Here is a 24820-nt window from a genome sequence, read left to right on the forward strand (position 1 = left end):
TGCCAGCTATAATCCGGCTCCATTCTGATAGATATCAAGAAGCTGTTTTCTTTTCTGTTCGGTAAGTTTGTTGAATTCATCCTGCGTGATTTTCTTTCCCTGTTTTGGAACTGCTACAGCGATAGTTTTCGCAGAAGAGGAGACCTTACCGGCAACAATATGTTTGCCTGGCGATTCAACCTCAAGAATTAATCCCGGAAGCCCCCAGTAGATATCCGGTCCCTGGTTCGAATTTATAGATTTGGTAAACCATGCTGTCGTTTCTTTTCCTTCAATGACAGCATGTGCTTCCTGAACAGTATATTCCCCCAGTGTTTTTGTCCTGGGTGTAATTGTCCAGTTGATTTTTACAAGCGGTTCCTCTATAATGAATTTCTTATCACTGATGGCTGATTGTTTAACCAGCTTTTTATGTTCCGTATTTTTATAAATTTCCTCACTGCTCGCTCCGGATTTCATGGTGATCACCCGCACTCCAGATGTACTGTTTTCCATATCCCCGATTTCCCTGTCCGGCGAATATATGGAAGTAGCACCACTGATTGTCAGATTTTTACGCTCTGCTCCCATTTTAGCTATCTGCGACTTTACTGCAGCCTGTATTTCCGGAGAAAGACTTTTTAGTTTTTCATTTTCCACCTGTTTGCGGGTACTAACGTTATACGATACCACTATGGAATTACTCTGTGCACAAGCACCAACCGAAATGAGTCCAATCAAAAGGACATTGAAAGTTTTTTTCATAAAATAATTTTAAAGTGTAAATTCTATGCTATAAAAATCTGTATAATTAATTATGACTACTGTTATCGATTGTTATACAGTGTTAAGAAGTGTTAAGATGTAATTCTTAACTAATTTTTAATCGTACCTTAGTCTAAGGAGAACAGAAACAATCAAGGGAAGATGGAACTTTTCAAAAAGGAGCTGAAATATTCAGGCATAGTGGTAACCGGTATCATCGGTATCGCATCAATACTCCTTTTCCAGGGATATTATGTAAAGAGTACCTATGAGAAAATAGCCCAACAAACCTTTCAGCACCTGGAAAATATGCTTTCTTCAACTCTCCTGAAGCAGGAAATTCAAAGTCTGGAAAATAAACAGCTACCGGATAAAGCAAACCTACCGGGTATCCCTGACGACAAGAAAAAACAAAACCATGGTCAAAACAGCGGAGGAGCCAGTATCAAAGTCGTAGTTCTGGGCCAGGATACGTCCCGCCGGCTAGAAAAAACACTCGATAGTCAACTCAAAGCTATCTCTTCCAGATTCGGCCAGCTGAGCGATACGGAATTATATACCTCACTTTCCAGGGCCATGGAAGAAGAACATCCCGAACTTCAATTTACACTGCTGATAAAGAAAAATAACAAATTTACCACGCTCCCGGGGAAAGTCAATCCCGAACAGCTGTATCGCGGGCCATCAGTTAGTCCGATATTCAACAAGCGTATTACCTATACCCTGCTGCTCGACGGAATGCCTGGGTATATTATTCATAAAATGTGGGTAACCATTTTCTATTCTTTTGTGGTTGCGATATTATCTATTGGAGCAATCCTCCTGCTGGGTAAAAACTTAAGAGAAAACAGGAAATTACTTTCTTTTAAGAAAGGATTCATGAGAAATATGGCCCATGAGCTGAAAACCCCATTATCTACACTGCTTGCCACGAGTGAACTGCTGACAAACGAGAAGATACTCGACAATAAAGACAGAACAACCAAATATATCAGCTATATCCGTGCAGAATTATTCCGGCTGTCTGACATGGTTGAGGAGATTTTAACCAATTCCCAGCTCGAAGAACAGAAAATATCATTGAATAAACAGCAACTGCCTATTTTTGATACTATTCAAAAGGCTATCGATCGCTATTCCTCCTCATTTAACCGGGAGAATGACGCTAAAATATCTCCGCCGAATATCCGCAGCATTCCTTATCCCCATCCCTTACAGGAAACAGAAAGATCACAGGGAAAAATAAGCCTCTCTTTGGATATCCCTTCCAACTTGTACATGTTTGCTGATCCGGTTCATATGGAGAATGTATTCGGAAACCTGATTGAAAATGCCATTAAATACAAATCAGAACAGCAGCTTTCTTACCTGAAAATCTCTGCCATCAGGAAAAAGAAGCACATTTCCATAAAATTTGAAGACAACGGAATTGGAGTTGACAACAACTATCTGAATAAAATATTTGAACCCTTTTTTAGAGTCCCGGAATCCAGGATAGAGTTGATCAAAGGGTATGGCCTCGGCCTGAGTTATGTAAAAGAGATCATGGATTTACACAAGGGAAGCATTACCGTAAGAAATAATAATCCCCTTGGATGTATATTTGAAATCAATATGCCAGATGAGGGAAGTTAATATTTTATACGTGGAGGATGAACTCCTTTTAGCTAAAGTCATTATTGATGGTCTTGAAGACCAGAATTTTAATGTGAAATGGAGCAACGATGGGTTAACCGCTTATCATTTATTTAAGAGCGGTCACTATGATATCTGTCTGATCGATATTATGGTTCCTAAACTGGATGGAATCTCACTGGTAAAAAAAATCCGTGAAACTGACAGCACCATACCTATCATTTTCCTGAGTGCACGCACACTTACCGAGGATGTGGTCAGGGGGTTTGAAGTAGGCGGGAATGATTATCTCAAAAAACCATTTGCCATTGAGGAGTTAATCGTTCGAATCACCTCATTACTAAAACGTAATTCCCATAGAGACATGAGCACCACTACTCCTGTAGCAGTTGAACGTTTAGGTGCCTATCATTTTGATTATGAAAATATGCTGTTAAAGCACAATGGAAACATCCTCAAACTCACACACACGGAAAACGAAATTTTAAGGATGCTGTCATTGAAAAGAAACCAGGTTGTGGAACGTAATGATATCCTTCAGTCGATCTGGGGAAATACGGATAATTACAATGCAAGGAGTATGGACGTCTTCATTTCTAAATTGCGTAAGTACCTCACCCATGATCAAAGCATTGAAATCATTAATGTTAGGGCAATTGGTTATAAATTAAAAATTACCCATTCATTAAATGAAAATTAAACGCAGTTGAGTTGATCAACTCAACTGCGTTTATCACAGAACTAATAAATGATAATGATATCAATAGTTCCATCACCATTATCAATGATAATTATGATAATGTCCTGTTTCGCTGCAACCTTACTTACGGATTCAGCCTGGGTAATTTTTGGGGCTAAAGCGGTGTTGTTTGGAGTACCTGCTGATACGAAACCTACTGACAGGACAAGGGCGGTAAATAAAGATAAAAGATACTTTTTCATAATTACACTGTTTAATGGTTAATAATTTATTGATTAATCCAATTTAACCTTAACACAGCGTAATACTATGACTAACAACACACTACAGACCCAAATCCAACTGTTTTCAGGTCATTTACGACGCTAAAACAGGAATCAATTCACCAATTTTTAGTCTGCTGCAGCACCTGAGCATATTTAATTCACCACTTCTGAAAAAATTCTAATTTATCGTTATTTATCCGCGACTAATACTTCCACCACTTTGTGTCACTACACTCGTAGTGGTAAATGTGGTGGATGATTTCGTACCACGGTTATAGGTTCCCCCCGAATACAGTCCATTGAAATGGATTCCCTCCGTCACACTCCCACCCGTATAAATGGTATACTTCGTGGCCGATTGCAGTTTTGCACTGGCGAAGATCAAAGTGCTGTATGCTTTGGGTGCAAGAAATGTCAGTGCCTCTGTACCATCAGCAGCCTCAATATGAATAATACTATTGGCAGCACCGCTGCCCAATATAACCGAGCGGATTTCAGAAGTACTGCTTGGTCCGCTGGTGGCACCGGCAATACCAACAATGGTCCCTCCCGTAATTTTAAATGTACGCGCATCACAGTCAAAACTTGCTTCCGGCTGGTTGGCACCAATAGCAACAACAATACCACCTGTTACGGTAAGGATTCCATTGGAATCAATCGCATCATTATTTGTGGCATAACAATAAATATTTCCACCATTGATATAAATGGCAGTTCCGGCATTCAAACCATCATCGTACGTATTAACAGTAATATTTCCCTTATTGATCGTCAGTACTCCTTTACTTTCTATGCCTTCACCCGCAGTAGATTTTATCGTAATCGTACCGCCATTGATGTTTACATAGGGTATAATACTACTGTCAGTCCCTTCATAAGAAGCAGCAATCCCGTCATCTCCGGCAGTGATATTCAGTGTTCCATCGTTGACAATCACATATCCTTCTTCCGCTTCAATTCCGTCACTGCCAGCCGTAATGTTTAAGCTTCCTCCGTCAATGATCACCGCATCATTCACATGAATCCCATCGGTCACCGCAGCGGTAATGCTGATCGTTCCACTGATCACCCGCACATAATCGTCACTTACTATAGCATGCTTGTTATTGCCTTTTACTGACAGACTGCCTGTCCCTGTAAAAATCATTTGTCCTTCGCTGAAGAGTGTCCCTTTCTGATCTTCTGCAGATGTCGCATATACAGTTCCATCGCTGAGACTATTGGTGGTACCTTCTTTCAGCTCTATAAAAGAGCGCTTACCGGATTGGATATTCAATGCAGGTCCGTCATTATTCGTAATAGAGACCCCGTTCAGCGTCAGCTTGAATTTCTTCTCACTGTACAGCTTCACAGAACCGCTGGCAGTAGTTCCCGACAGTTCAAATTCGACACCGGTTGCTGTTGAGGTCACCGTAATGTCCTGACCATCTTGCGTAATGGTTACACCTCCCCCTGAAAGAGGGTTTGTAATGGCCACTGTACTGCCGAAGTTGATGGATACCACGGTTGAAAATGTAGAGTTTGCAATAAGATCATCAGCATTGGCACCAATCTCCGCAGATCCTTCTGCAGTACCCGATGTGACGGCTGTAGCTAATATCGTTGATGTACCTCCTTCTGAAGCGGTTTCAGTGCTTTCACCGGCCGTTTCTGAACTTTTTTTACAACTGCTGAAAAATACTGAAGACAGGATTACCATACCAGATAGGATGGTCAGTGCCCAGAGCCTGAGCGCCCGGAATTCAAATAGAGATTTATATGGGTTCATGATGGGTTTAATTAATGATCTTCCTAAAATAGAAGCTCCTGCCCATAAACGACTAATGTATCGGTAAATCCAGCAAATTTACCGATAAACCGGATGCTTTGCCTTTACCGCATAGGATAAGGAAAATCAAATCAGTGCAGATCAAACTATGTACATTTCTCAGATCAGCAGCTTTAACTGTTCCGAATAACTGTCCCCAACAGGCAACAGGACATTTTTGAGTTGTACTTTTTTCTGATGAATCGACTTGATTTCTGCAAGCCTGATCACATAACTGCGGTGGATTCGCATGAATTGCTTTTCAGGAAGTAATTCCAGCACCTTTTTAAGCGTCATCAAGGTCAGTACAGGTTTTTCAGTACCTGTATGAATTTTGATGTAGTCTTCCATACTCTCAATGTATTCAATATCCCTCAGCATCACCTTCAGCAGACGATATTCCGAATGGACATAAATGAAGGCCTCATCCTGATCCGGCAGCGGATGATCTTTCATTTTTTTATAGGAAAGGGCTTTCTGAAAAGCATTTGAAAAATGATCAAATGCGATAGGTTTCAACAGGTAATCAATTGCTTCCAGCTGAAAACCTTCATAGGCAAATTGCCTGTAAGCTGTCGTAAAGATGATCATGGGTTTCCTCTTCATTGCCCATGCCAGGTCTATACCTGAAATATCAGGCATATTGATATCAAGGAATAATAAATCAACCGGATGTTTGTTCAGGTATTCTACGCCAGTAAGTGCATCTTCAAAGGTTTCCACCAATGCCAGTGAAGGAATACGTTTGGCATACGTTTCTATCAGCTGTAAAGCGAGTGGTTCATCATCAATTGCTACACATTTTAAGATCATAGTTTTCCTTAGCCCTTCAAGCTAAAGATATCATTTTGATCTCAAAATTAAAAGTACAGTAAATAATCCCTCTCCCTCAGTAATCTTCAGCGTATGCTGGCCAGGATATAAATAATTCAGCCGTTTCTGTGTATTGTACAAACCAACCCCTTTACGGCCTGTTGCTTTTTTATGTTCAAATAGCTGGTTGCGTGTAGAAAAAAGAATTTCATCCTCTTTAACTTCAATTGAAATCTCAATGGCAGAAGCCATGTGGTTACTTAATCCATACTTGAATACATTCTCTACATAATTCATCAGGATCAATGGGGTGATCCGATGTCCCTTAGCATCTCCCTTTACTGTATACTCCAGCGTCACTTTCTTCCCCAGCCGGAGTTTCTGCAGGGCAATAAAATTGCTGATGCAATCCATCTCATCCTGCAGGGGTACAAAATCGGCTTCGGACTCGTCGGTTACATAACGCATAATGTTCGAAAGTTTCATGATGCTTTCTGCCGCATTTTCACTCCCCGTTATACATAATGTGTAGATGTTATTGAGCGTATTGTATAAAAAATGAGGGTTGATCTGTGCTTTAAGAAACAAAAGCTCAGCATTTGCTTTTTCAGCCTCCGCCCGGATCGCACGGGTTTCAAAAAGATGCCATTGTTTCATCGTTTTAAAGGCCGCCCCTATGCCAATCATCATAATAAAAATAAACACACTGGTGATATCAAAAACACGGTCTTCTTTTGGCCTTTCAAAATCAGGGCGAGGGGGCGGCGGCGGAATATTCCTCCTCAGCTCAGGCCTTCGTGACTGGAAGTTTCCGTTTACCAGATGATGAAAAGGTTTTAAGAAAAAAACGGCAGACAAGAGCAGAAAAACAGTAAAAAAGTAAATCAGGTACTTACGCGTAAGAAAAAATGCAGGGATCAAAACCTCCGTGTTCAGGTAATAAATAGCAATGTAGATCACATTGAACAACACATATGCAGAGAAGGTATCTGCTGTAAAATGTGCCTGATCATTTCCCTGACTAAGAAATAACAGCGGGAAACTCATAAAAAGTAACCAGCAGCAGATTTGCATCCATACAGGGGAAGTTTTTAAACGGATCATCAACAAATCAACACAGATTTTTGTAAAAAAAAGAATTGTGCCGGTGAATAAGCAGATTATATAGATGAAAAGGTATTTTTTAGCAGTCAAGCAAAATTCGTATCAGATCTGCACTGCTGTCTGTCAGCCCCCAAAGCTGAAGTCATCATTTCCCCCACCTAACAAATTATTCTTCCCTCCTGTCTAAAAAAATACATACATAATTTATCTATGTATATAGTATTATTATATATTTGTATCATGAGTACGACAAACGGAATGTTAAAAGGCAGTCTTCAAACTATCATTTTAAAGCTGCTGCAGGAAAATAAAAAGATGTACGGATATGAAATCACCCAGAAGGTCAAAGAGATCACCAACGGAGACATCAAACTTACAGAAGGTGCAATGTATCCCTCCCTGCATAAAATGGAAGCCGAAGGTTTCTTAAGCACCAGTACGGAACTGGTAGATAACCGGGCCAGAAAATACTATGCACTTACGGAAAAAGGACAAATTGCCGTGGAGACCAAAATGGAAGAAGCCAGAAGTTTCATTGGCAACCTTGAACTATTGCTCAACCTCAATCCTAAACTCTCATGAAATTAAGCGCCCGGCAACAATTGGAGATACGCAATCATTTGATGGAGATCAGCATTTCCGCAGCCATCTTTGATGAACTGTACGACCATGTCCTGACCACCCTGGAACATCAGAAAGATTCCCGCAGGTTCAACATGAAGGAAGTCCGCAGCATGATAGATACCGAATTTAAGGAGCTAATCAACACTCCCGAGGAAAAGAAGACCTATCAGCGTATCAACAACATTGCTGGTTTTGTGCTGTTTGCCATCGCCCTCCTTACCTATGGGTTAACCATGGAACCAACTGTAAGCTTCTGGGATTGCGGAGAATTTATTGCTGCTGCAGATAAGATGCAGGTTGGTCATCAGCCAGGCGCCCCATTGTTTCTGATCATAGGCAAACTTTTCAGCCTGTTTGCCATAGGCAACACCGCAAAAGTAGCCTGGTGGATAAATTTCAGCGCTGTACTGTCCAGTGCTGCAACCATTATGTTTCTCTTTTGGACCATCACCGCACTGGCCTCCAGGTTATACAGAAAAGAAAAACTGAACGATCACCTGTTCAGCATCATGGCCTGCGGTACCCTTGGTGCCCTGGCCTATACTTTTTCAGATACCTTCTGGTTTTCTGCGGTTGAAGCAGAAGTGTACGCATTGTCTTCCCTTTTTACTGCGGTCGCCTTTTGGGCAATCCTGAAATGGGAAAGCCAGTCTAACGACAAATGGCTCATTTTTATTGCCTTTATCGCAGGACTCTCTACAGGGATTCACCTGCTGACCTTATTGGTCATCCCGGCCATCACGCTGGTTTACTATTTTAAGAAAACAGCAAAACAAACGCTGCTGGGAACCGCCATGGCTTTTGCCGCAGGCTGTGTAATTGTGGGACTGGTACAATTCGTCGTTATTCAGTATTTCGTACTCTTCGCTGCCAAAACAGACCTGCTGTTCGTGAATACCTTCGGATTGCCTTTTGGCTCCGGCGCCTTATTTTTTGTCCTCCTGTTTTGCGCCGTCATGAGCCGGGCGATCTATTATTCGGTAAAACACCAAAAATATAACCTGAACCTTGGTTTACTGTGTACTGTTTTCCTGATGTTCGGATTCAGCGCCTATTTTATGATCCTGATCAGGGCCAATGCAAAAACTGATATCAACCTGAGTAACCCGGATCATCCATTCTCTCTTTACAGCTACCTGGGCCGGACCAATTACGGGCAGACACCTCTCCTTTACGGAAATACATTTGATGCGAAACTGCTGGAGAATCAGGAAAATGGAAATACCTACAGAAAAGGAAAATCCAATTATGAAATTTCCGGGAAGCAGTACAATCAGTCATTCGATAAAAACCTGATCTTCCCAAGAACCTATAGCCAGAAAGCAGGTCACCCTGAATTTTACAGATCATGGCTGCACCTGGCTGAAGGAGAAACACCTTCCATGCTTCAGAACCTCAGGTTTTTCAGTTCATGGCAGATTGGATTTATGTACTGGAGGTATTTTCTGTGGAACTTCGCCGGCAGGCAGAATGATGTTCAGGGACAGGGAGGAATTGAAAACGGGAACTGGATTACCGGGATTAAACCATTGGATTCCTTACGACTCGGAGAACAGGGCAATCTGCCGAAAAGTATCAGCAGCAATGAAGGCCATAATGTTTACTTCGCTTTACCGCTGCTTCTTGGTATCGCAGGTTTTATCTTCTTATACCGCAAAAATAAAAGGGATAGTCTAGTGATACTCACCTTATTCTTTTTCACCGGAATCGCTATTATTTTATATCTTAACCAGGATCCCCTGCAAGTCAGGGAACGGGATTATGCCTACGCAGGTTCCTTTTATGCTTTTGCCATTTGTATAGGTTTCGGCCTGCTGGCCCTGAAAGAAATACTGACCAGGATTACCTTTCCAAAGTTAAGCCTCGCTGCTGCATCAGTGATTTGTTTATTCGCCGCTCCCGGAATCATGGCCACACAGGGCTGGGATGACCATAACAGGTCGAATAAAACAACAGCCCGCAGCTGGGCAAAAAACTACCTGAATTCCTGCGCCCCGAATGCCATTCTTTTTACCAATGCAGACAATGATACCTATCCACTCTGGTATGCCCAGGAAGTAGAAGGCATCAGGACAGATGTCAGGGTAGTCTGTATCCAGTTTTTATCCGATGCCGATTATATCAATCAGATGAAAAAACAGATGAACAATTCTGCTCCATTGCCGATCAGCATGACGGAAGAGAAATATGCAGATGGCATCAGGGATTACCTGCCTTTTGTAGATTATGGCATTCAGGACAGTGTAGAGCTGAAAGACCTGCTGGCCGTAATGAATTCGGATAATAAGGAAGATAAAGTGCAGATGAGCGATGGTTCATTGATGAATTTCCTGCCCACACGAAAGTTTAAACTGACAGTAGACAGCGATCAGCTGGTCCGTACACAGACCATTCGCCCGGAAGAAAAAGAGCAGCTCACCGCAGCAATGGAATGGGATTTCACCAAAGCCTACGTCGGAAAAGTGGACCTGGCCATGCTGGATATCCTTGCGACCAACAACTGGAAAAGGCCGGTTTATTTCGCCACAAGGGTGTCGGGAGATACCTATCTTGGTCTGGATAAATACCTTTATCTGGAAGGATATGCCTTCCGCTTACTGCCTTTCAAAACTGAAGGCGATGAGCGTGATAAAGAAAGTAAAACGCATACGGAAGCGATGTATGCTCATATGATGCATCAACTTGACTTTTCAGACTTTCACAAGGCCGCTTACCTGGATCCGGAAAGCAGAAGAGTGCTGAACAGTACCTGGGACATCAGTAACACCCTGGCTGCGAACCTCCTGACGGAAGGTAAACCGGTAAAAGCACAGCACATCATGCAAAAAAGCATGAAGGAACTTCCCCTTAGAAATTATGGCATCAATGATACCTTAGGCCGGATGTATACCGCACAAAATCTGTATGCCCTGAAAAATACGGGAGCAGCCAATAAAGTAGCGAAAGACACGGCAGACTATGTTGTGCAGGAGCTGGAATATATTGCTGCCCTGGAACCGGAATTCCAACAGGCAAGAATGCAGCAGATCAGACTGGGGCTGTATGTATTGAGCGGACTGGATAAGCTGACGAAAAGCTATCAGCAACATTCATTAAACCAGGCAATTGGAAGGAACTTCAATTACCTGGCCAATGAATTTGGATTTACCGCAGGTTAACTCCGCTGGCCAATGTATTCCATCAGCTCGGTACGGTAATTATCCGTGAAAGGAATATCCCCATCAGGAAGGTATAACCTGTTCTTTTTTACAGAAATGATTTTATCCAGCGCTACAATATATGACCGGTGGATACGCATAAAATTAGAAGATGGAAGCTTGTCTTCCATATAATGCAGACTTAGCCTTGGGATAATCGGGCGGTCTGCATTGAGCTGATATATTTTGATATAATCTTTCAGTCCCTCGATATGTGTAATGTTATCCATATTGATGCGCACGAGTGAGTAATCAGAATTGACAAACAGGGAATTCTGCTCCTGATTTTCTACAAAAGCCGGCTGTTTGTGTTTGTGCTTCAGCACATACAGTTCCATAGCCTTCGTTGCAGCTTTCAGGAAACGGTCGAATGCCACCGGCTTGACCAGGTAATCCAGTACATTTAAATTAAAGCCTTCCAGCGCATAATGCTCGTAAGCCGTAACCATAATGACCATCGGCTGATGAATCAGTCCCCCTTTTAACCATTCTATACCCGTTAAGCCGGGCATCTGTATATCCATAAAAATCAGGTCGATCTCCTGATCAACCATTACGGTAAGTGCCTCCTCTACATTTTTACAGCTGGCAACAAGCTCCAGAAATGGAATTAACCTGATATTGTCTTCAATCAATTCCCTTGCAAGAGGCTCATCATCCACTACCATGCACTTCATCATCTTAATTCAATAATTAGGTTTGTAATAAAAATATTGTTCTTTATAATCGTATTGAGCGTATACTTGTTTTTATACAACAGTTCAAGCCTCCGCCTGATGTTTTTAAGTCCTATCCCGGAATTGCCGTCATTACTGGCATTGGACAGGGCAATTTCATTCTCTACTTTAAATACAAGAACCGAACTTTCATTATCTATATCCAGATAGATGGTAAGCGGTAAGTCTGTGCCATTCCCCAGCCCATGTTTGAAGGCATTTTCGACAAAGGGAATCAATAACATCGGCTCAATTTCATAACCTTCCACCTCGGTGGAAATATCCATAATCAGGTTTAGGTTATCCCCGAAGCGAAGCGTTTGCAGTTCCACATAATTTTTCAGGTACTCCACTTCCTTGCTCAGGTTAATCCTGTGGTTATTGCTTTCATACAAGACATAGCGCATTAAGGCAGAAAGCTGAATGAGGGAAGGCTCCATTAAATCAGACTTTTTACGTGCCAACGCCACAAGGGTATTGAGTACATTGAACATAAAATGGGGACTGATCTGGGAACGAAGGAAACTCAGCTCGGTTTTCAGGGCTTCTGTTTCCTGTTCTTTTCTTCGTTTTTCCTCCACATTCTGGTCACTGATCAGGCGGTAACTGAAACTGATCGCGATAATAAAAATGTAAATGGGAAAAGGAAGACCTTCAGGAGGTCTGTGATGCCCGCCATGCTCGGGGAAAGCGTGGTGCCTGCCGGGAAGGAGGTGTGCAGCTGTAAGCTGTTGGCGCAGGAAGCTGGAACTGTACATCAGTACCAGAACGACAACAACCAAACTGGCAATGTAATTCAGCCAGCCCTTTTTCTTATAGATGCTGGGGAACAGGAAATATGCATTGAAATAGAACAGAATAATTACAAAACAATGGTCGAAGATCATTCTGTATTTACCCTGTTCAAAATATGGTGGCCTGTCGGGTCCCAGAAAATAAGGGAAGATGAGCAGGATCCAGAAGAGCAGGTGTACACTATAAATGATATACCGGTTCGAACTCCATCTGGATAATTTTTTCATTTTTCTTTGTCTTTTTACTCCTCCGCTTTAACCAATAAATTTGTTAATAAGGTATCGGCTTGCATTGCTGTAAAAATACCTAGTCCATTTGTTAAATTTGTAGGTGGATTTGTTAAATTATGTGAAGTTGTCGTCCCCGAATTTAACATTTCAACATACTCGTCGTTTACCCGGATCAAAATGACTTTATATCTGCCATAATATTTAAACGACCGCTCATTCAGCTCAAAAGAGGTGGTTTTCACCACATTGAGCTCCACACTGGTGGTCGTATCCCGGTTAAACTGATTTGATATCAACGATTTCCAGGTCTCCTGGTATTTAAAGAGCAACACATGGTTATACGATCCTGCATTTCCCCAGGAAGCCGTAACCGGAATAAATTCCGTCCGGTCTTCACCCCATACCATTTTAGGAATAATCACAGTGTCTGCATCGATAGCCAATCCCACAGGTTTTTCAGGCATGGTCGTGCTGGCGGTAACAGGTAAATTGTTGTAGGTAAAGGACAGGCTATAGCTGCCTTTCACTTTCACAAAAGTAGTGTCATTCAGGATATAATGTCCGGTCTTATCCTCTGTCAGTTCATAGGTATTGGTTCCATCAGAGACTTTCAGTTCCAATCCACCAATGGCTACGCCATAAGCATTGGTATCTACCAGCGCTTTTTGCTGCGATACCCTCACCTGAACAATTTTACCTGGCATCAGGTACGCTTCTACCACAGGCAATACCGCCACATTTTGTGCACTGTCTTTTTTACATGCGGCTATGAAACAAAGCAGCAGGATGATGCTGCTGAAGAATATCTTTTTATAGTTATATCGTGTTACCATTTTAAGCTAAGGGTTATATTAGGGGTGAAACCAAGATAATTGACATCCGTAGAAATCACCTGATTTCCCTGGATAGAATATTCGCGGTACCAGGTATTCGATCTGTTGTACATGTTGAACAGAGAGAAGCCTATTGTACCTATCTTTTTCGAATTTGTTTTAATCAGGTCATACGTTACTGCCGCATCCAGACGGTGATAGGCTTTCAAACGCTCTGTATTTTTGCCGCTGATGACAAAATATGTTTTTGTACCGGCACCTACCCGCTCTATGGTGTAACTCCCTACCGGAGCGGTGTACGGTCTTCCCGATGCGTAGATCCAGGTGGCAGAAAGTGTCCATCTGCCTTCATGGTAAATATTGATGGACTTGAATTCATGTCTTACATCCTGGCTGGCAGGAAAATAATCGGTACCATACACATCGAATTTATTGTAGGCCTCCGCAAGGGTGTAACTCACCCATCCGGTATATTTACCTACTTTTTTCTGCGCCATGAACTCAATTCCTTTGGCATAACCTTCGCCGTTATAGAAGTTCTCTTCCAGCGTAACTGAAGCATTCGGCCCCATTGGCTCTCCAGATCCGCTCTGACGCAGGGAATATTCTGTCAGACCACTTAGTTTTTTATAATAAGCTTCTACACTGAACAGGTATTTGTCTACCTCATAACTCGTTCCCAGGATATAATGCATGGCACTCCCTACCGGGATGGAACTTCCATTGGCCAGCACCCAGAAATCCTTGCTGCCAGAGGTGATATCTTCACGGATCACCCGGTTACTGAACTGATAGAAACGTCCCGTAGCCAGTTTTAACATCAGCCGGTCGTTGAGTGCATAACTTGCCGAGAAACGGGGTTCCACATAGTTTTTACCCGTAATGTCATAGTGCGTAAACCTCAGGCCGGGCTGCACGCGGAGTCCCCCGAAATTCTGTTCCAGCTCTGCGTACCCGCCAATACTCAGTCCACGGTTATGTTGGTTGATCAGGAATGCGGTATCACTTTGTGCATAAGAATACCTGATGTCCTGTATGGAGGCGAATCCACCAAAGCTTATTTTACCATGGTTGCTGATGTTCCACTCCCAATCCGATTTGGCACTGTAATCTTTCAGGTTGTTTTTCTCAAAGGTACCACTATTTACCGCCGCCGTAGTTCCGGTAGTATCTGTAATTGAGCTGCTGGTACTCCTGTCCCTGTCACTGAAATAATTGGAGAAACTCACCAATGTATTGGAATACAATTTATCGGTCCATCTCCTCGACCATTTTGCACTGGAACCGACATTTCCATAATTGGTCAGGTCGGTAATGCTTGAGCTGTTCAGGGTACTGGATAGTGCAGCGGGAATGCCCAGGTCATGACTGTTATCCAGGTTATCCTTGCCACTATAAAAACTCAGGGAAAAGATATTCTTGTCATCAGCCGTATAGGTATACTTACCATTCAGGTCATAAAACCAGGAGGATACCTGTGTCTGGTTATTGGCCATCCCCCCACCGGGTCCGCCCCCCATACCACCCCCGGTATTGGTAGTAGTATTGTTCAGTTTATTAAAAATTTTATTGTACAAGGGTCCCTGATACGATCTGCGCAAGCTGAACAACAGCGATGATTTATCGTTTACCGGAGTTTCGCCATACAGGTTCAGGCTCAGCAAACTGAGGTCGACTCCAAATGAGGCGGCTTTTTTATTTCCTTCTTTTCCGCTGATATCGGTCACACTGGAGAGCCGGCCTCCAAATTTCGCCGAAAAACCACCTTTATAGAGTTGTACATCCTTTACAGCATTCACATTAAAGGCACTGTAAAAACCATAGAGATGGTCTACCTGATAAACGGTGAAACCATCAAAAAGTACAAGGTTCTGGTCGGGCGTCCCTCCCCTCACATAGGCACCGGACGATGATTCATTACTACCACTTACTCCCGGCATCAGCTGGAAAGCCCGCAGGATGTCACGCTCTCCAATGTTGGGCAGCTCCGCAATTTTTGAGGGGGTAAGCTGGATCATACTGACCTTCCGCGTATCCGTATTGATAACCCCATCCTTTTTACCATTGATCACCACTTCATTGAGTGCATTGTCGGCCGGCAACAGATTGATCACCAGCGTTTTTTCCGACCGCTCTGAAGTCAGCCTTTCTACAGAAGCCTGGTACCCGGAATAAGTCACCAGTAAGGCACAGGTATCTGCCGGAACATTCTGCAGATTGAAATACCCGTCAACATTGGTGATAGCGGTAATGGCAGTTCCGTTGATTTTTACAGAGGCTGAAGAAAGAGACTCCCCGGTAATGTAGTCGGTGACCCTGCCCGTCAGCGAAAAGTTGGTCCGCACAGGTTTCCCGGAAGATTTGCTCCGCAGCAATTCTTCTTTCACCCTCAGCGAAAGTCCCCCTGAAGAGTTACTTTGTGCTGCAAGGGCCGCCATTCGCCTTACCCGGGCAATATCATCAGGTTTTCTGAGGATAAAATACACGCCATCCGGCTGTTTGGAATAATATATTCCATTGAACTTACAGATCTGTACAATCACCTCTTTCACCTGATCATGAAAAAAGTGATCGCTCACATTGATCTTGTGCATCTCCTCACGGTCGAACATAAACTTCACCTGGTAATTTGCCGTAAGGTAATCCAGCACCTCATCCAGCGGAGCAGTGATAAACTTATTCACCCTCGCGGTATCATTCTGTACATTTTGGGCCTTTGCCTTCTGTATAAAAAAGAGGCCACAGCAGAACAATAAAAAATAAAAACTCTTCATATCATCATTTATATGGCACTAAAATGTAGAATAATTATCCACCTAAATGTTAAATGAGGCAGATGGACTTATTCCATAGATCGATTGCCATTATTTTGCGATGAAATCAAAGATGAGTACAGATTAAAAAGAAAAAGGCGGCCGGAATATGCTTATCCCGGCCGCCTTTGCGGTATTTCAGCTCGCTTTACAACGCGCTGTTCGTTTATATCTTTATTATGGCACCTTTATTGAATTCAACATCTCCTTCACTGCGCCAATCAACTGCTGATCTTCGCCTGCCAGGATTTTGCTATAGTCATTGTTGATCATGGTATCCGGTTCCAGCTGATAATTTTCCGTAGCATGGGTTGCACCTGCACCATAAGTACCGATCATTGGAATTCCAAACACAATCTGGCTGTTAATTTGTGATTCCCACCATACCGCCGTACCGGTTCCCGCCACAGGCATACCAATCAGCTTTCCAATGCCCAGTGCTTTATAAGCATAAGGGAACATAAATGCATCTGAATAATTGCTTTCACTCATGATGACACAGCTTGGTTTTGTCCATTTGTTCAGGGGTTCCCCACCTGTGGTCACATGCCCCTGCGGACGAAGGGTGAAATACAGCTTGCCACTCAGGAAAGTAACCAGGTCATCATGCAACCATCCGCCACCATTAAACCTGGAGTCTACAATCAGCGCTTTTTTATCTTTATTCCTTCCCAATACCTTATCAAAGGTGACACGGAAACTAGGATCATCCATGCTGCGCACATGCACATATCCTACCTGTCCACCGGAAAGGCTATCAGTGAGGTGTTCCATCAGTTTTACCCATTTCTTATAGAGCAATACTGAGGTTTCCACTCTCGGTTTAATCGGTTTGATTGTTTCCTCATAGGTCGTTCCGCCTTTCAGGTCATGGAATGATATCCTGGTGAATTTTCCTGCCTTACGGTTCAGCAATTTCGACCAGTCTTCCGCTGCCGTTAAAGTCTGGCCATCGATCTTACTGATGACCATGTCTTTTTTCATTTTCGTACCTGCCACATCAAATGGTCCTCCCGGAATAATTTCCTTCACCAATAATCCGTCTTCGGCCCTTGTCAGGTCATAAATCAATCCCAGCGCAGCAGTCTCGTCACCATTTGGAAACTGGGGACTATACCTTCCTCCGGTATGGGAAGCATTTAATTCACCCAGAAATTCGCTGAGCAGCACCTGGAAATCATAATCGTTGTTGATATACGGAAGAAACTGTTTGTAGGTGGTATGGTAATAATCCCAGTCTACGCCCTGCAGTTTAGGGTCAAAGAATTTCTTTTTCACCTGTTTCCAGATATGGTCAAAAATATATTCCCTTTCAGCCATGGCATTCAGCTCCATTTCTGCATTGATTTTCACTGGTGTTACCTTACCATCATCTACAGCAACTTTCATAATGTTTCCGTTCGCCAGCACGAATAAAGATTTGCCGTCTTTACTCATTTCCAGCTGACCATAAGGCGCATCGAGTTTTGCCAGTACCTTGCTTTCTTTGGTACGGGTCATGGTTACCCATAAATCAAATCCCTTATCATATTTAGCGAGATAATATAGCTTTTCCCCATCTTTGGAAAGGGCAACACCAGTGATATCCGTAGAAGTCATGGTTAACCTTTTCGTGCGGTTATCAAGGTTATTCAGGTTCAGGACTAGAGGTTCAGCAGGCTTTTTAACCTCAGGCTTTTTCTTCGCATTTTTAGCGTCTTTGACGGCTGGTTTTTTATCTGCCGTATCTTTTTTCTCTGCTTCAGTCCTTAATTCAAAATCTTCTTTGCTCAGCTGAAACCTGTCCCAGCTTTTCTGGTCGAAGAACATGGCATAGATATCCGACTGACTACCACGGCTCAGGTTTTTCATCCCGTCCTTATCTGTCAGCCAGTACATCATTTTCCCGTCCATTCCCCATTGCGGCATTTCATCGCTGAATCCGCTTTCTGTCAGGTTAATACGTTTACCGGAACCGTCATCCTTAATCAGGACCACCTCATTCTGAAACCATCCCCCGCCTTCGGTCGACTGGGCAAGCACATATTTTCCGTCCGGCGACCAGGTGAAATACTGATCTCCATCGGCATAAGAGAAGTTTACCCCTTGCGGAAGCAAAGTACGTGTAATCTTGGTATCAAACTCATATGTTTTGAGGACATTACGTTCCTCCAGGTAAGCGATTTTCTTTCCATCAGGGGAATACACTGCCTGGAACTCATCTTTCGGACCAGCAATGACTGGTGTAGTCGTGAATACAGTGGCCACAAAAAAGTAAGGTTCAGCAGCATTGCTGATCGCCACCTCCTCAATATCCCAGGAGGCTTCGTGCTCTACAGCATACAACAGTTTACGGCCGTCCTTACTGAACTGCACCATTCTTTCCTGGAAGGGAGTATTGGTCACCCGCTTGGTCGTGGAACCATCGGCGGCAGAAACAAAAATATCCCCCCTGTATACAAAGGCCACCTGTTTACCGTCATTCGAAACAGCCATTTCATTGGCTTCACCACCAACAGGTTTAATCTCAATCTGATCGCCGGAGAATTCTGCATTCAATACAATCTCCACCTTCTTTGGCTGTTGTCCTTCAGTAAAGGTATAGATATCGCCATTATAAGTAAAAACCAGATTGCCGTTGGCAGATCTCGACAGGTTACGCACAGGATTCTTTTCGAAATTCGTTAACTGTACCACCTGCGCGGTGTTGGACAAAGAAGATTTAAATAAGTTCTGTGTCCCGTTTTTTTCACTCAGGTAATAAAAAGTATCTCCGCTGCCCCATACCGGCTCACGGTCCTCCCCTACAAAGGAAGAAACTTTGGTATAATTGTTATTTTTCAGGTTGTATGTCCATATATCACGGGTAATCGCCGAAGTATGGTGCTTACGCCAGGCATCTTCATATCCTTTTCTATCCTGAAAAATCAGCTGATCTCCTTTTTCATTGTAGTGCGCATATTCCATCCCGGCACTGTTCAGCAGCCTGCTGTTGCCACCATTTGCCGGTACCGTATACAGTTTGGTAAAAATGGCATCCATAGGAAAACGCGCAGAGGAATAAATGTCATGGCGGTCAGTTCCAAAAATGATCTCTTTATCATCAACCGTAAAATCATATGGAATATCACGACTGGAATTAAAGGTAATCCTCTTGGTCTCCCCACCGGAAGCATTCATCGTATACACATCAAAATTGCCGTAGCGGTCGGATGAAAAAGCAATTTTCTTTCCGTCATGGCTCCATACCGGGAAACCATTATAGGCATTGGCAATGGTCAAGGGAATCGCATCCCCACCCGAAGACGGAACCTTAAAGATATTGCCTTTGTATTCAAAGGCTATCCATTTTCCATCAGGTGAAACTGAGGGCTGCTGCATCCATCTGGACTGCGTTTGTGCATTTCCTTTGAAGCTCGCAAATGCCAGAAAGGAAAGTAATAGTAAACTTCTTTTCATAATCTTGTATTGTTATCAGTAGTTTATATTGTTTTAGCGCTAAATATTTGTTTAATGAGGCATGAATTCATCACTTATTCCTGGAGAATATCACATTCCACCCTGTAGACTCTTCTCTTTTACAGCAAAAAAAAATATTTTTCTCTCAGAAGAACATGTTTACCAGGTAGCAGGCTAAAGAAAAAATTCCATTATAGATGTAAATTTTCTTTTTCAGCATGATTTCATCATTCTGAGTGAAAAAAATATCAATTGTTACAGAAATGACATGAATTATATATGATTACAACAAATCTAATCTATTTCAGCCACGAATGATACGGTGTTGCATTAATTTTACATTTTCACCCATTTTCCCTATCCGCTGCCCCGACGCCAGGGATCCGGTTCTTCCGCTCCAACCCGTGTTTTTATAATTCCTGCAAATAAAAAAAGGCAGTCCCAAATTGATGGGACTGCCTGAAGTATTCAAAAAACCTTCGCTGTTTTAAATCAGTGGAGGTTTTAAATCAGCGGAGGATCAACTTATTAGACCAATGAAGCGTCCAATGTAATATCAAGGTTATACGCCTTGCTTACAGGACAGTTTTCTTTGGCTCCTGCCGCAATTTCCTGGAACTGCTCTTCCGTAATACCGGGAATTGAAGCCTTTAATACGAGATTAGAGGTAGTGATCACTCCATTGTCAAGTACAATGGATGCTGTAGTTTCCAGAGATTCCGGGTTAAATCCGGCTTCTGTAAGATCCAGGCTCAACTTCATGGTAAAACATCCTGCATGCGCAGCCGCCATCAGTTCTTCCGGATTTGTGCCAACCCCTTCAGCAAAACGGCTGTTGAAAGAATATTGTGTCTGGTTTAAAGTGGTGCTTTGCGTAGTGATGTGACCTTGTCCTTCTTTAATAGTTCCGTTCCAAACGGCAGTTGCATTACGTTTCATATGATATTTTTTTGTTGAATTGATTGCCAAAAATTACAGGAAGTGCTGATGCTCCGGCAGGCACAGTTTTGTCTGCTGACCTCCGCATTTCCCCTGCCATAAACTTAAACAAATAACAGGAAAATGAATCATTTTGTTTGATGAATAAAATTCAAAATTCAGCCCTGTCAGCCAATCATTAGTCCAACAAATAAACAAAGAAGCTATATCATTAACGAAACTAAGCCGCGGAGAATTGAATATTTGAAAATGCCTCCGTTGGGGGGTACGGATAAGAACAACTAGAAAGAGGGTGGTCATGATTGATGATACACCCTCCTGAAATCCGCGATGTGATTAAACGGTTAATTTTCTTCAATGATCTGCACTCCCCACGCTTCCAGAGTAGAAGACTGGTTTTTACTGACCACTTTATTTGTCAGCAGTTCCTGACCTTTGTGATACACATAGGTAAAAGACACTGGTTTCGCAGAATAATTGAAATAATAGTGGATAGTTTTCCCCTTTTCGTTCGTTCCTTTTTTAGTAATTAAAGGAAATGCAAGTTGCTGATCAGCATTCCACAGGCCTGCATTTTTCAGGGCCTGCTCCACAATTTTCTGTGTTAAAGCCTGCCCAGGCATAAAACCGATATAGGTCGCCGTACCTTTACCAAACTTATTCCGGGTTACGGCAGCATATTTGCCCCATACCGGATGATCGTAAGCCGCAAGCACTTCAGCTGTTCCCGGAGTGATCAGTTCCATCCATTTCTCCGGTTTGTTCTGATCTGTACCCACCTGGTACGGATCTCCTTTTAAAGTAACATTCTCAGGAAAGGTAAACTGGCTGTAGGTAATCCCACAAGCTTCGTTGATCAGTCCCGGTTGTTTGCTGCTGCGTACTTTCACGTTTTCATCAGAGAAACCACTTTTAAAAGTGTAAACTATATTTCCACCATTTTTCACATAGGCGTTCAGGCGGTTTAATAACTCGTCCGATGCGGCATACAATGCAGGAACCACTATCATCTTATATTTTGATAAGTCTTTGGTAGAAGGATCCACAAAGTCTACTCCTACATTGACCTTATACAAAGCATCATAAAATGGACGCAGAATATCATTGTAGTTTTCCGTCCTGCCCCAGCCAAAAGAAAAAGCATTAAAGGCCGTTAAGGCTTCATTACTGAACAATACCGCTACTTCATTTTTCTGCTGAACATTCACTAAATGCGGACTGAGTTTTTTGAATTCACGGCCCACAATTTTGGCTTCATCATAAGTAGGATTAGGCTCAAAATCGTGACTCAGCAATCCTTTCCAATAGGTTTCAGCAGAATTGTGAATAGAATGCCAGTGCCAGTATTCCACCATGCTGGCTCCTGAGGCCACATGACTGAAAGCCTGCAGGCGCAGCTGGCCAGGGTATGGTACCCATTGTGGAAATCCCTGTGCTTCCGTTTCCAGCACCAGGTAATTCTGTCCGTTCTTCATGGAACGGGTCACATCACCACCGAATGAAATCTCTGTACCGGTAAGCTGATCCTGTGTAGGGTGATAAATATCCACACCAGCGATGTCCATGGCTTTAGCCGCGGCGAAATGATCTACATCGGGCTGGATACCATAAGAGAAATTGCGCCATTCAAAATCAAAATTCTGTGTAACAAACTGGTCTTTACGTTTGTATTCCCTCACAATTGCAGCCTGCCATGCCAGGTAATCCGTTACCTCCTGGCGCTGGAACTTGGCAAACTCAGCGTTCAGACTGGCATTGATACTCTGTACAGGCGAACCGTTGACGGAAGGAAAATCCTCCCAGCTATTGATGCGGTTACTCCAGTAATCCAGTCCGAATTTATTGTTCAGGGTATCCAGTGAAGGATATTTCTTTTTCATGTAATCGACAAACAGCTGCTGCACATTCGATCCGCTGGTACCGTAAGATTTGGTTTCATTGTCTACCTGATAGCCTATAATTGCCGGATGCGATTTCACATGCTCCATGATTTTGCGGATAATAATTTCCGCATGACGCCTGAAATCCACATTCGTAATGTCCATGTTCTGACGTTTACCATACTGGTTCTGTCCCGCAGGCGTTACGGCTAAAATTGCAGGATACTTTTTCACCAGCCATGTCGGTACTGCATAAGTTGGTGTACCGATAATCACTTTGATCCCTGCCTTATGCATGGCATTCAATACACGGTCGATATGCGAGAAGTCGTACACCCCTTCCTGTGGTTCCACCGTACTCCAGGTAGATTCAGCGATCCGCACCACATTGATGCCGGCATCTTTCATCATGCTGATATCCTTATCCAGGCGGTCGTATGGCATATACTCATCATAATAAGCTACACCATACATCAGCTGATCTGCTTTGTAGGTTTGCGCCATCGCCTGCCGGCCAAGGCTGGCTGTCAGGAACAAAAGGCAAAAGGTACTGAGCAGTAAATTTGGTTTCCTCATTTTTTCGATTTTTAAATATGATTTTATTCTCGCTGTGCACCATGAAGCCTGTCAGACTTTGTTGCCGGTTTCATCCGAGTGGCAAATTCCGACAGGCTGCATCCTTACATGAGCGATATATACTTGATTGTTAAACGATACCTATTTGATCAGAAAAGTATTAAATGAATCTGCTTTCAGCAAGGGAGCGATACTGGTTCCGCCTACTTTAATATGCACTACTTTATCTGTAGCCCCTTCATGGTGCACCAGTACAGCTACACTGTGGTCAGGGTTCTCGAAAGCAATGATATTTTTATCCAGTCCGCTGGTCTCTACATATTTTGCTCCCGGTAATACATAGTGGCTGAAGTGTTTCATCAGGTAATATTCATTGGTATACGCATAGGTCTTAGCCGATTCGTTTACCGTGATTAAAGAGTTCTGGTACCATCCCCAGTTTCCTTTTCCACCATCAGGTAAAGAAAGGTTCCAATAGTCATAAGTGCTGACCCCGTTTTTAAGGTAGTGTTCCATCAGTGTCCAGCTATATTTACAATAGGCCCAGTCGTTTAATCCGTTACCGCATTCCTGTTCTGTCTGGTAGAGCGTTAAATTGGGATAACGTTTATGGATATCGCCAATAGCCATTTTTCCATCCCACTGAAAACCGGCACCTTTCACATATTTGGCACTCTGCGGAGAAGTCAATACTGTATCTACCAGGGAAGGGTCTCCTTTTTCAACCGTTCCTAAAAATACATCGACCCCCAATTTATTCATCTCCGGACCTAAATAGCTGATGAAATTTGAAAGTCCTTTCGCTGTCCAGGTGGCACTCGGGAAATTCTGTGCCGATTTGAATTCATTCTGTGGCATTACCATAGAAATGTTGATCCCTTCTTTTTTGTAGGCCTGAATAAATTTGGAGAAGTACAGGGCATAGGCTTTCAGGTATTCAGGTTCCTGGATAAACATATCTGAACCGGATGTCCGTTCCTGCTCTGGTTTAATCCCATTGTTTAAACCGGCAAAATCAAACCGCAGGTCTCTCCAGGAAGTGATTCCATTGGTAGGAAATGCTTTAGACGCATAATGTTTATTGGTTTTCATCCAGCTTGGCGGCGACCATGGGGAGGCCCATAACTTTAATGCAGGATTATAACGCAGGGCCGATTTAATGAAAGGAATAAGTGTTTCCTTATCATTGCTGATACTGAACTTCTTCATCTTGAAATCACCCTCATTTTCATTGAAGGAATACCATTTACGGGCAAAATCATTCGCTCCGATAGGCATTCTGAATACCGTAAAATTTGCTCCTTTACCCGGAACAAACAATTCCTGAAAAACATGATCCTGATCGGCCTGACTTAAAGCGCTCAGCGATGTCCAGCCTTGCTCATTAAAGCAGGCACCGAAACCTTCCATCGTCTGGTGCGGTTTGCTGGTAAAAACTTCTGCATCTGCATTTCCTGATGCAGCAACCGAAGTCGCCTTCTGAACCTGCCATTTCTGAGTTGCAGTGGTGCTAACCCATTCTACTTGCTGGGCATTCACATTGGCATGAATCCCCGACAAAAGAGCAGCAGCCGTCATTAGCTTTGCTCCATATTTGATACTTGTTTTCATTTTCATCATGGTTTTAATTTAAAAAGCCCTCATCAACTTATTTTGCACTGTCTTTCAATGGCTAAGTTTTTGAGGGCTTCAATATGGGAGAAGAGCAGA

17 protein-coding genes are annotated in these 24820 nt (G+C 42.9%); 4 read left to right on the forward strand and 13 right to left on the reverse strand.

Annotated features, from left to right (window positions below):
• Positions 1 to 6: 6 nt before the first annotated feature.
• Positions 7 to 744: a GLPGLI family protein gene (locus tag ACSBL2_RS16265; protein ID WP_442587600.1), complete on the reverse strand. Its 738-nt coding sequence runs from the start codon at positions 742 to 744 to the stop codon at positions 7 to 9.
• 162 nt (positions 745 to 906) lie between these two features.
• On the opposite strand from ACSBL2_RS16265, the gene ACSBL2_RS16270 reads away from it, so the two are divergent.
• Positions 907 to 2379, forward strand: coding sequence for a sensor histidine kinase (locus tag ACSBL2_RS16270; RefSeq protein WP_442587601.1), 1473 nt, complete (start codon positions 907 to 909; stop codon positions 2377 to 2379).
• Positions 2366 to 3079: a response regulator transcription factor gene (locus ACSBL2_RS16275; RefSeq protein WP_442587602.1), complete on the forward strand. Its 714-nt coding sequence runs from the start codon at positions 2366 to 2368 to the stop codon at positions 3077 to 3079. Before ACSBL2_RS16270 ends, ACSBL2_RS16275 begins: the two co-directional genes overlap by 14 nt.
• A gap of 41 nt (positions 3080 to 3120) precedes the next feature.
• On the opposite strand, the gene ACSBL2_RS16280 is transcribed toward ACSBL2_RS16275, so the two are convergent.
• The 4 genes from ACSBL2_RS16280 to ACSBL2_RS16295 all read right to left on the reverse strand — a co-directional run bounded on the left by ACSBL2_RS16280 (position 3121) and on the right by ACSBL2_RS16295 (position 7069).
• The gene (locus ACSBL2_RS16280) at positions 3121 to 3321 is read right to left on the reverse strand and encodes a hypothetical protein (protein WP_442587603.1); all 201 of its coding nucleotides are present in this window, start codon (positions 3319 to 3321) and stop codon (positions 3121 to 3123) included.
• 217 nt (positions 3322 to 3538) lie between these two features.
• A complete protein-coding gene (locus ACSBL2_RS16285) occupies positions 3539 to 5113 on the reverse strand; it encodes a carbohydrate-binding domain-containing protein (protein ID WP_442587604.1) in 1575 nt (524 codons plus the stop codon).
• 159 nt (positions 5114 to 5272) lie between these two features.
• Entirely contained in the window at positions 5273 to 5965 is a 693-nt protein-coding gene (locus tag ACSBL2_RS16290; RefSeq protein ID WP_442587605.1) for a LytR/AlgR family response regulator transcription factor, read from the reverse strand.
• Between the two features lie 30 nt (positions 5966 to 5995).
• Positions 5996 to 7069 (reverse strand): sensor histidine kinase, encoded by a 1074-nt coding sequence (locus ACSBL2_RS16295; RefSeq protein ID WP_442587606.1) that lies wholly within the window; start codon positions 7067 to 7069, stop codon positions 5996 to 5998.
• A 240-nt stretch (positions 7070 to 7309) separates the two neighbouring features.
• Here ACSBL2_RS16295 and ACSBL2_RS16300 point away from each other — a divergent pair, with 240 nt between their 5' ends.
• The gene (locus tag ACSBL2_RS16300) at positions 7310 to 7651 is read left to right on the forward strand and encodes a PadR family transcriptional regulator (RefSeq protein ID WP_442587607.1); all 342 of its coding nucleotides are present in this window, start codon (positions 7310 to 7312) and stop codon (positions 7649 to 7651) included.
• Positions 7648 to 10851 (forward strand): glycosyltransferase family 117 protein, encoded by a 3204-nt coding sequence (locus ACSBL2_RS16305; RefSeq protein WP_442587608.1) that lies wholly within the window; start codon positions 7648 to 7650, stop codon positions 10849 to 10851. Before ACSBL2_RS16300 ends, ACSBL2_RS16305 begins: the two co-directional genes overlap by 4 nt.
• Here ACSBL2_RS16305 and ACSBL2_RS16310 read toward each other — a convergent pair.
• The 8 genes from ACSBL2_RS16310 to ACSBL2_RS16345 all read right to left on the reverse strand — a co-directional run bounded on the left by ACSBL2_RS16310 (position 10848) and on the right by ACSBL2_RS16345 (position 24721).
• Positions 10848 to 11570 carry a LytR/AlgR family response regulator transcription factor gene (locus ACSBL2_RS16310; protein ID WP_442587609.1) on the reverse strand — a complete coding sequence of 241 codons (723 nt, stop codon included), beginning with the start codon at positions 11568 to 11570 and terminating at the stop codon, positions 10848 to 10850. The genes ACSBL2_RS16305 and ACSBL2_RS16310 overlap by 4 nt on opposite strands.
• Positions 11567 to 12628 carry a sensor histidine kinase gene (locus ACSBL2_RS16315; RefSeq protein WP_442587610.1) on the reverse strand — a complete coding sequence of 354 codons (1062 nt, stop codon included), beginning with the start codon at positions 12626 to 12628 and terminating at the stop codon, positions 11567 to 11569. Before ACSBL2_RS16315 ends, ACSBL2_RS16310 begins: the two co-directional genes overlap by 4 nt.
• A 14-nt stretch (positions 12629 to 12642) precedes the next feature.
• Positions 12643 to 13464: a DUF4249 family protein gene (locus ACSBL2_RS16320; RefSeq protein ID WP_442587611.1), complete on the reverse strand. Its 822-nt coding sequence runs from the start codon at positions 13462 to 13464 to the stop codon at positions 12643 to 12645.
• Positions 13458 to 16238 carry a TonB-dependent receptor gene (locus tag ACSBL2_RS16325; protein ID WP_442587612.1) on the reverse strand — a complete coding sequence of 927 codons (2781 nt, stop codon included), beginning with the start codon at positions 16236 to 16238 and terminating at the stop codon, positions 13458 to 13460. The genes ACSBL2_RS16320 and ACSBL2_RS16325 overlap by 7 nt, the downstream gene beginning before the upstream one ends.
• A 216-nt stretch (positions 16239 to 16454) precedes the next feature.
• On the reverse strand, positions 16455 to 19715 hold the full coding sequence (locus tag ACSBL2_RS16330; RefSeq protein WP_442587613.1) for a S41 family peptidase: 3261 nt from the start codon (positions 19713 to 19715) through the stop codon (positions 16455 to 16457).
• Between the two features lie 528 nt (positions 19716 to 20243).
• A complete protein-coding gene (locus ACSBL2_RS16335; protein WP_442587614.1) occupies positions 20244 to 20654 on the reverse strand; it encodes an OsmC family protein in 411 nt (136 codons plus the stop codon).
• Between the two features lie 344 nt (positions 20655 to 20998).
• Entirely contained in the window at positions 20999 to 23110 is a 2112-nt protein-coding gene (locus ACSBL2_RS16340; RefSeq protein WP_442587615.1) for a beta-galactosidase, read from the reverse strand.
• 141 nt (positions 23111 to 23251) lie between these two features.
• Positions 23252 to 24721, reverse strand: coding sequence for a glycoside hydrolase family 30 protein (locus tag ACSBL2_RS16345; RefSeq protein WP_442587616.1), 1470 nt, complete (start codon positions 24719 to 24721; stop codon positions 23252 to 23254).
• Between the last annotated feature and the right edge of the window lie 99 nt (positions 24722 to 24820).

This window comes from Pedobacter sp. AW31-3R (assembly GCF_052180285.1).
GTDB lineage: Bacteria > Bacteroidota > Bacteroidia > Sphingobacteriales > Sphingobacteriaceae > Pedobacter.

Excerpts from the sequence above, each read along its gene's own strand:
- ACSBL2_RS16265 (WP_442587600.1), bottom strand. The coding sequence starts at position 744 with ATGAAAAAAACTTTCAATGTCCTTTTGATTGGACTCATTTCGGTTGGT.
- ACSBL2_RS16270 (WP_442587601.1), top strand. The coding sequence starts at position 907 with ATGGAACTTTTCAAAAAGGAGCTGAAATATTCAGGCATAGTGGTAACC.
- ACSBL2_RS16275 (WP_442587602.1), top strand. The coding sequence starts at position 2,366 with ATGAGGGAAGTTAATATTTTATACGTGGAGGATGAACTCCTTTTAGCT.
- ACSBL2_RS16280 (WP_442587603.1), bottom strand. The coding sequence starts at position 3,321 with ATGAAAAAGTATCTTTTATCTTTATTTACCGCCCTTGTCCTGTCAGTA.
- ACSBL2_RS16285 (WP_442587604.1), bottom strand. The coding sequence starts at position 5,113 with ATGAACCCATATAAATCTCTATTTGAATTCCGGGCGCTCAGGCTCTGG.
- ACSBL2_RS16290 (WP_442587605.1), bottom strand. The coding sequence starts at position 5,965 with ATGATCTTAAAATGTGTAGCAATTGATGATGAACCACTCGCTTTACAG.
- ACSBL2_RS16295 (WP_442587606.1), bottom strand. The coding sequence starts at position 7,069 with ATGATCCGTTTAAAAACTTCCCCTGTATGGATGCAAATCTGCTGCTGG.
- ACSBL2_RS16300 (WP_442587607.1), top strand. The coding sequence starts at position 7,310 with ATGAGTACGACAAACGGAATGTTAAAAGGCAGTCTTCAAACTATCATT.
- ACSBL2_RS16305 (WP_442587608.1), top strand. The coding sequence starts at position 7,648 with ATGAAATTAAGCGCCCGGCAACAATTGGAGATACGCAATCATTTGATG.
- ACSBL2_RS16310 (WP_442587609.1), bottom strand. The coding sequence starts at position 11,570 with ATGATGAAGTGCATGGTAGTGGATGATGAGCCTCTTGCAAGGGAATTG.
- ACSBL2_RS16315 (WP_442587610.1), bottom strand. The coding sequence starts at position 12,628 with ATGAAAAAATTATCCAGATGGAGTTCGAACCGGTATATCATTTATAGT.
- ACSBL2_RS16320 (WP_442587611.1), bottom strand. The coding sequence starts at position 13,464 with ATGGTAACACGATATAACTATAAAAAGATATTCTTCAGCAGCATCATC.
- ACSBL2_RS16325 (WP_442587612.1), bottom strand. The coding sequence starts at position 16,238 with ATGAAGAGTTTTTATTTTTTATTGTTCTGCTGTGGCCTCTTTTTTATA.
- ACSBL2_RS16330 (WP_442587613.1), bottom strand. The coding sequence starts at position 19,715 with ATGAAAAGAAGTTTACTATTACTTTCCTTTCTGGCATTTGCGAGCTTC.
- ACSBL2_RS16335 (WP_442587614.1), bottom strand. The coding sequence starts at position 20,654 with ATGAAACGTAATGCAACTGCCGTTTGGAACGGAACTATTAAAGAAGGA.
- ACSBL2_RS16340 (WP_442587615.1), bottom strand. The coding sequence starts at position 23,110 with ATGAGGAAACCAAATTTACTGCTCAGTACCTTTTGCCTTTTGTTCCTG.
- ACSBL2_RS16345 (WP_442587616.1), bottom strand. The coding sequence starts at position 24,721 with ATGAAAACAAGTATCAAATATGGAGCAAAGCTAATGACGGCTGCTGCT.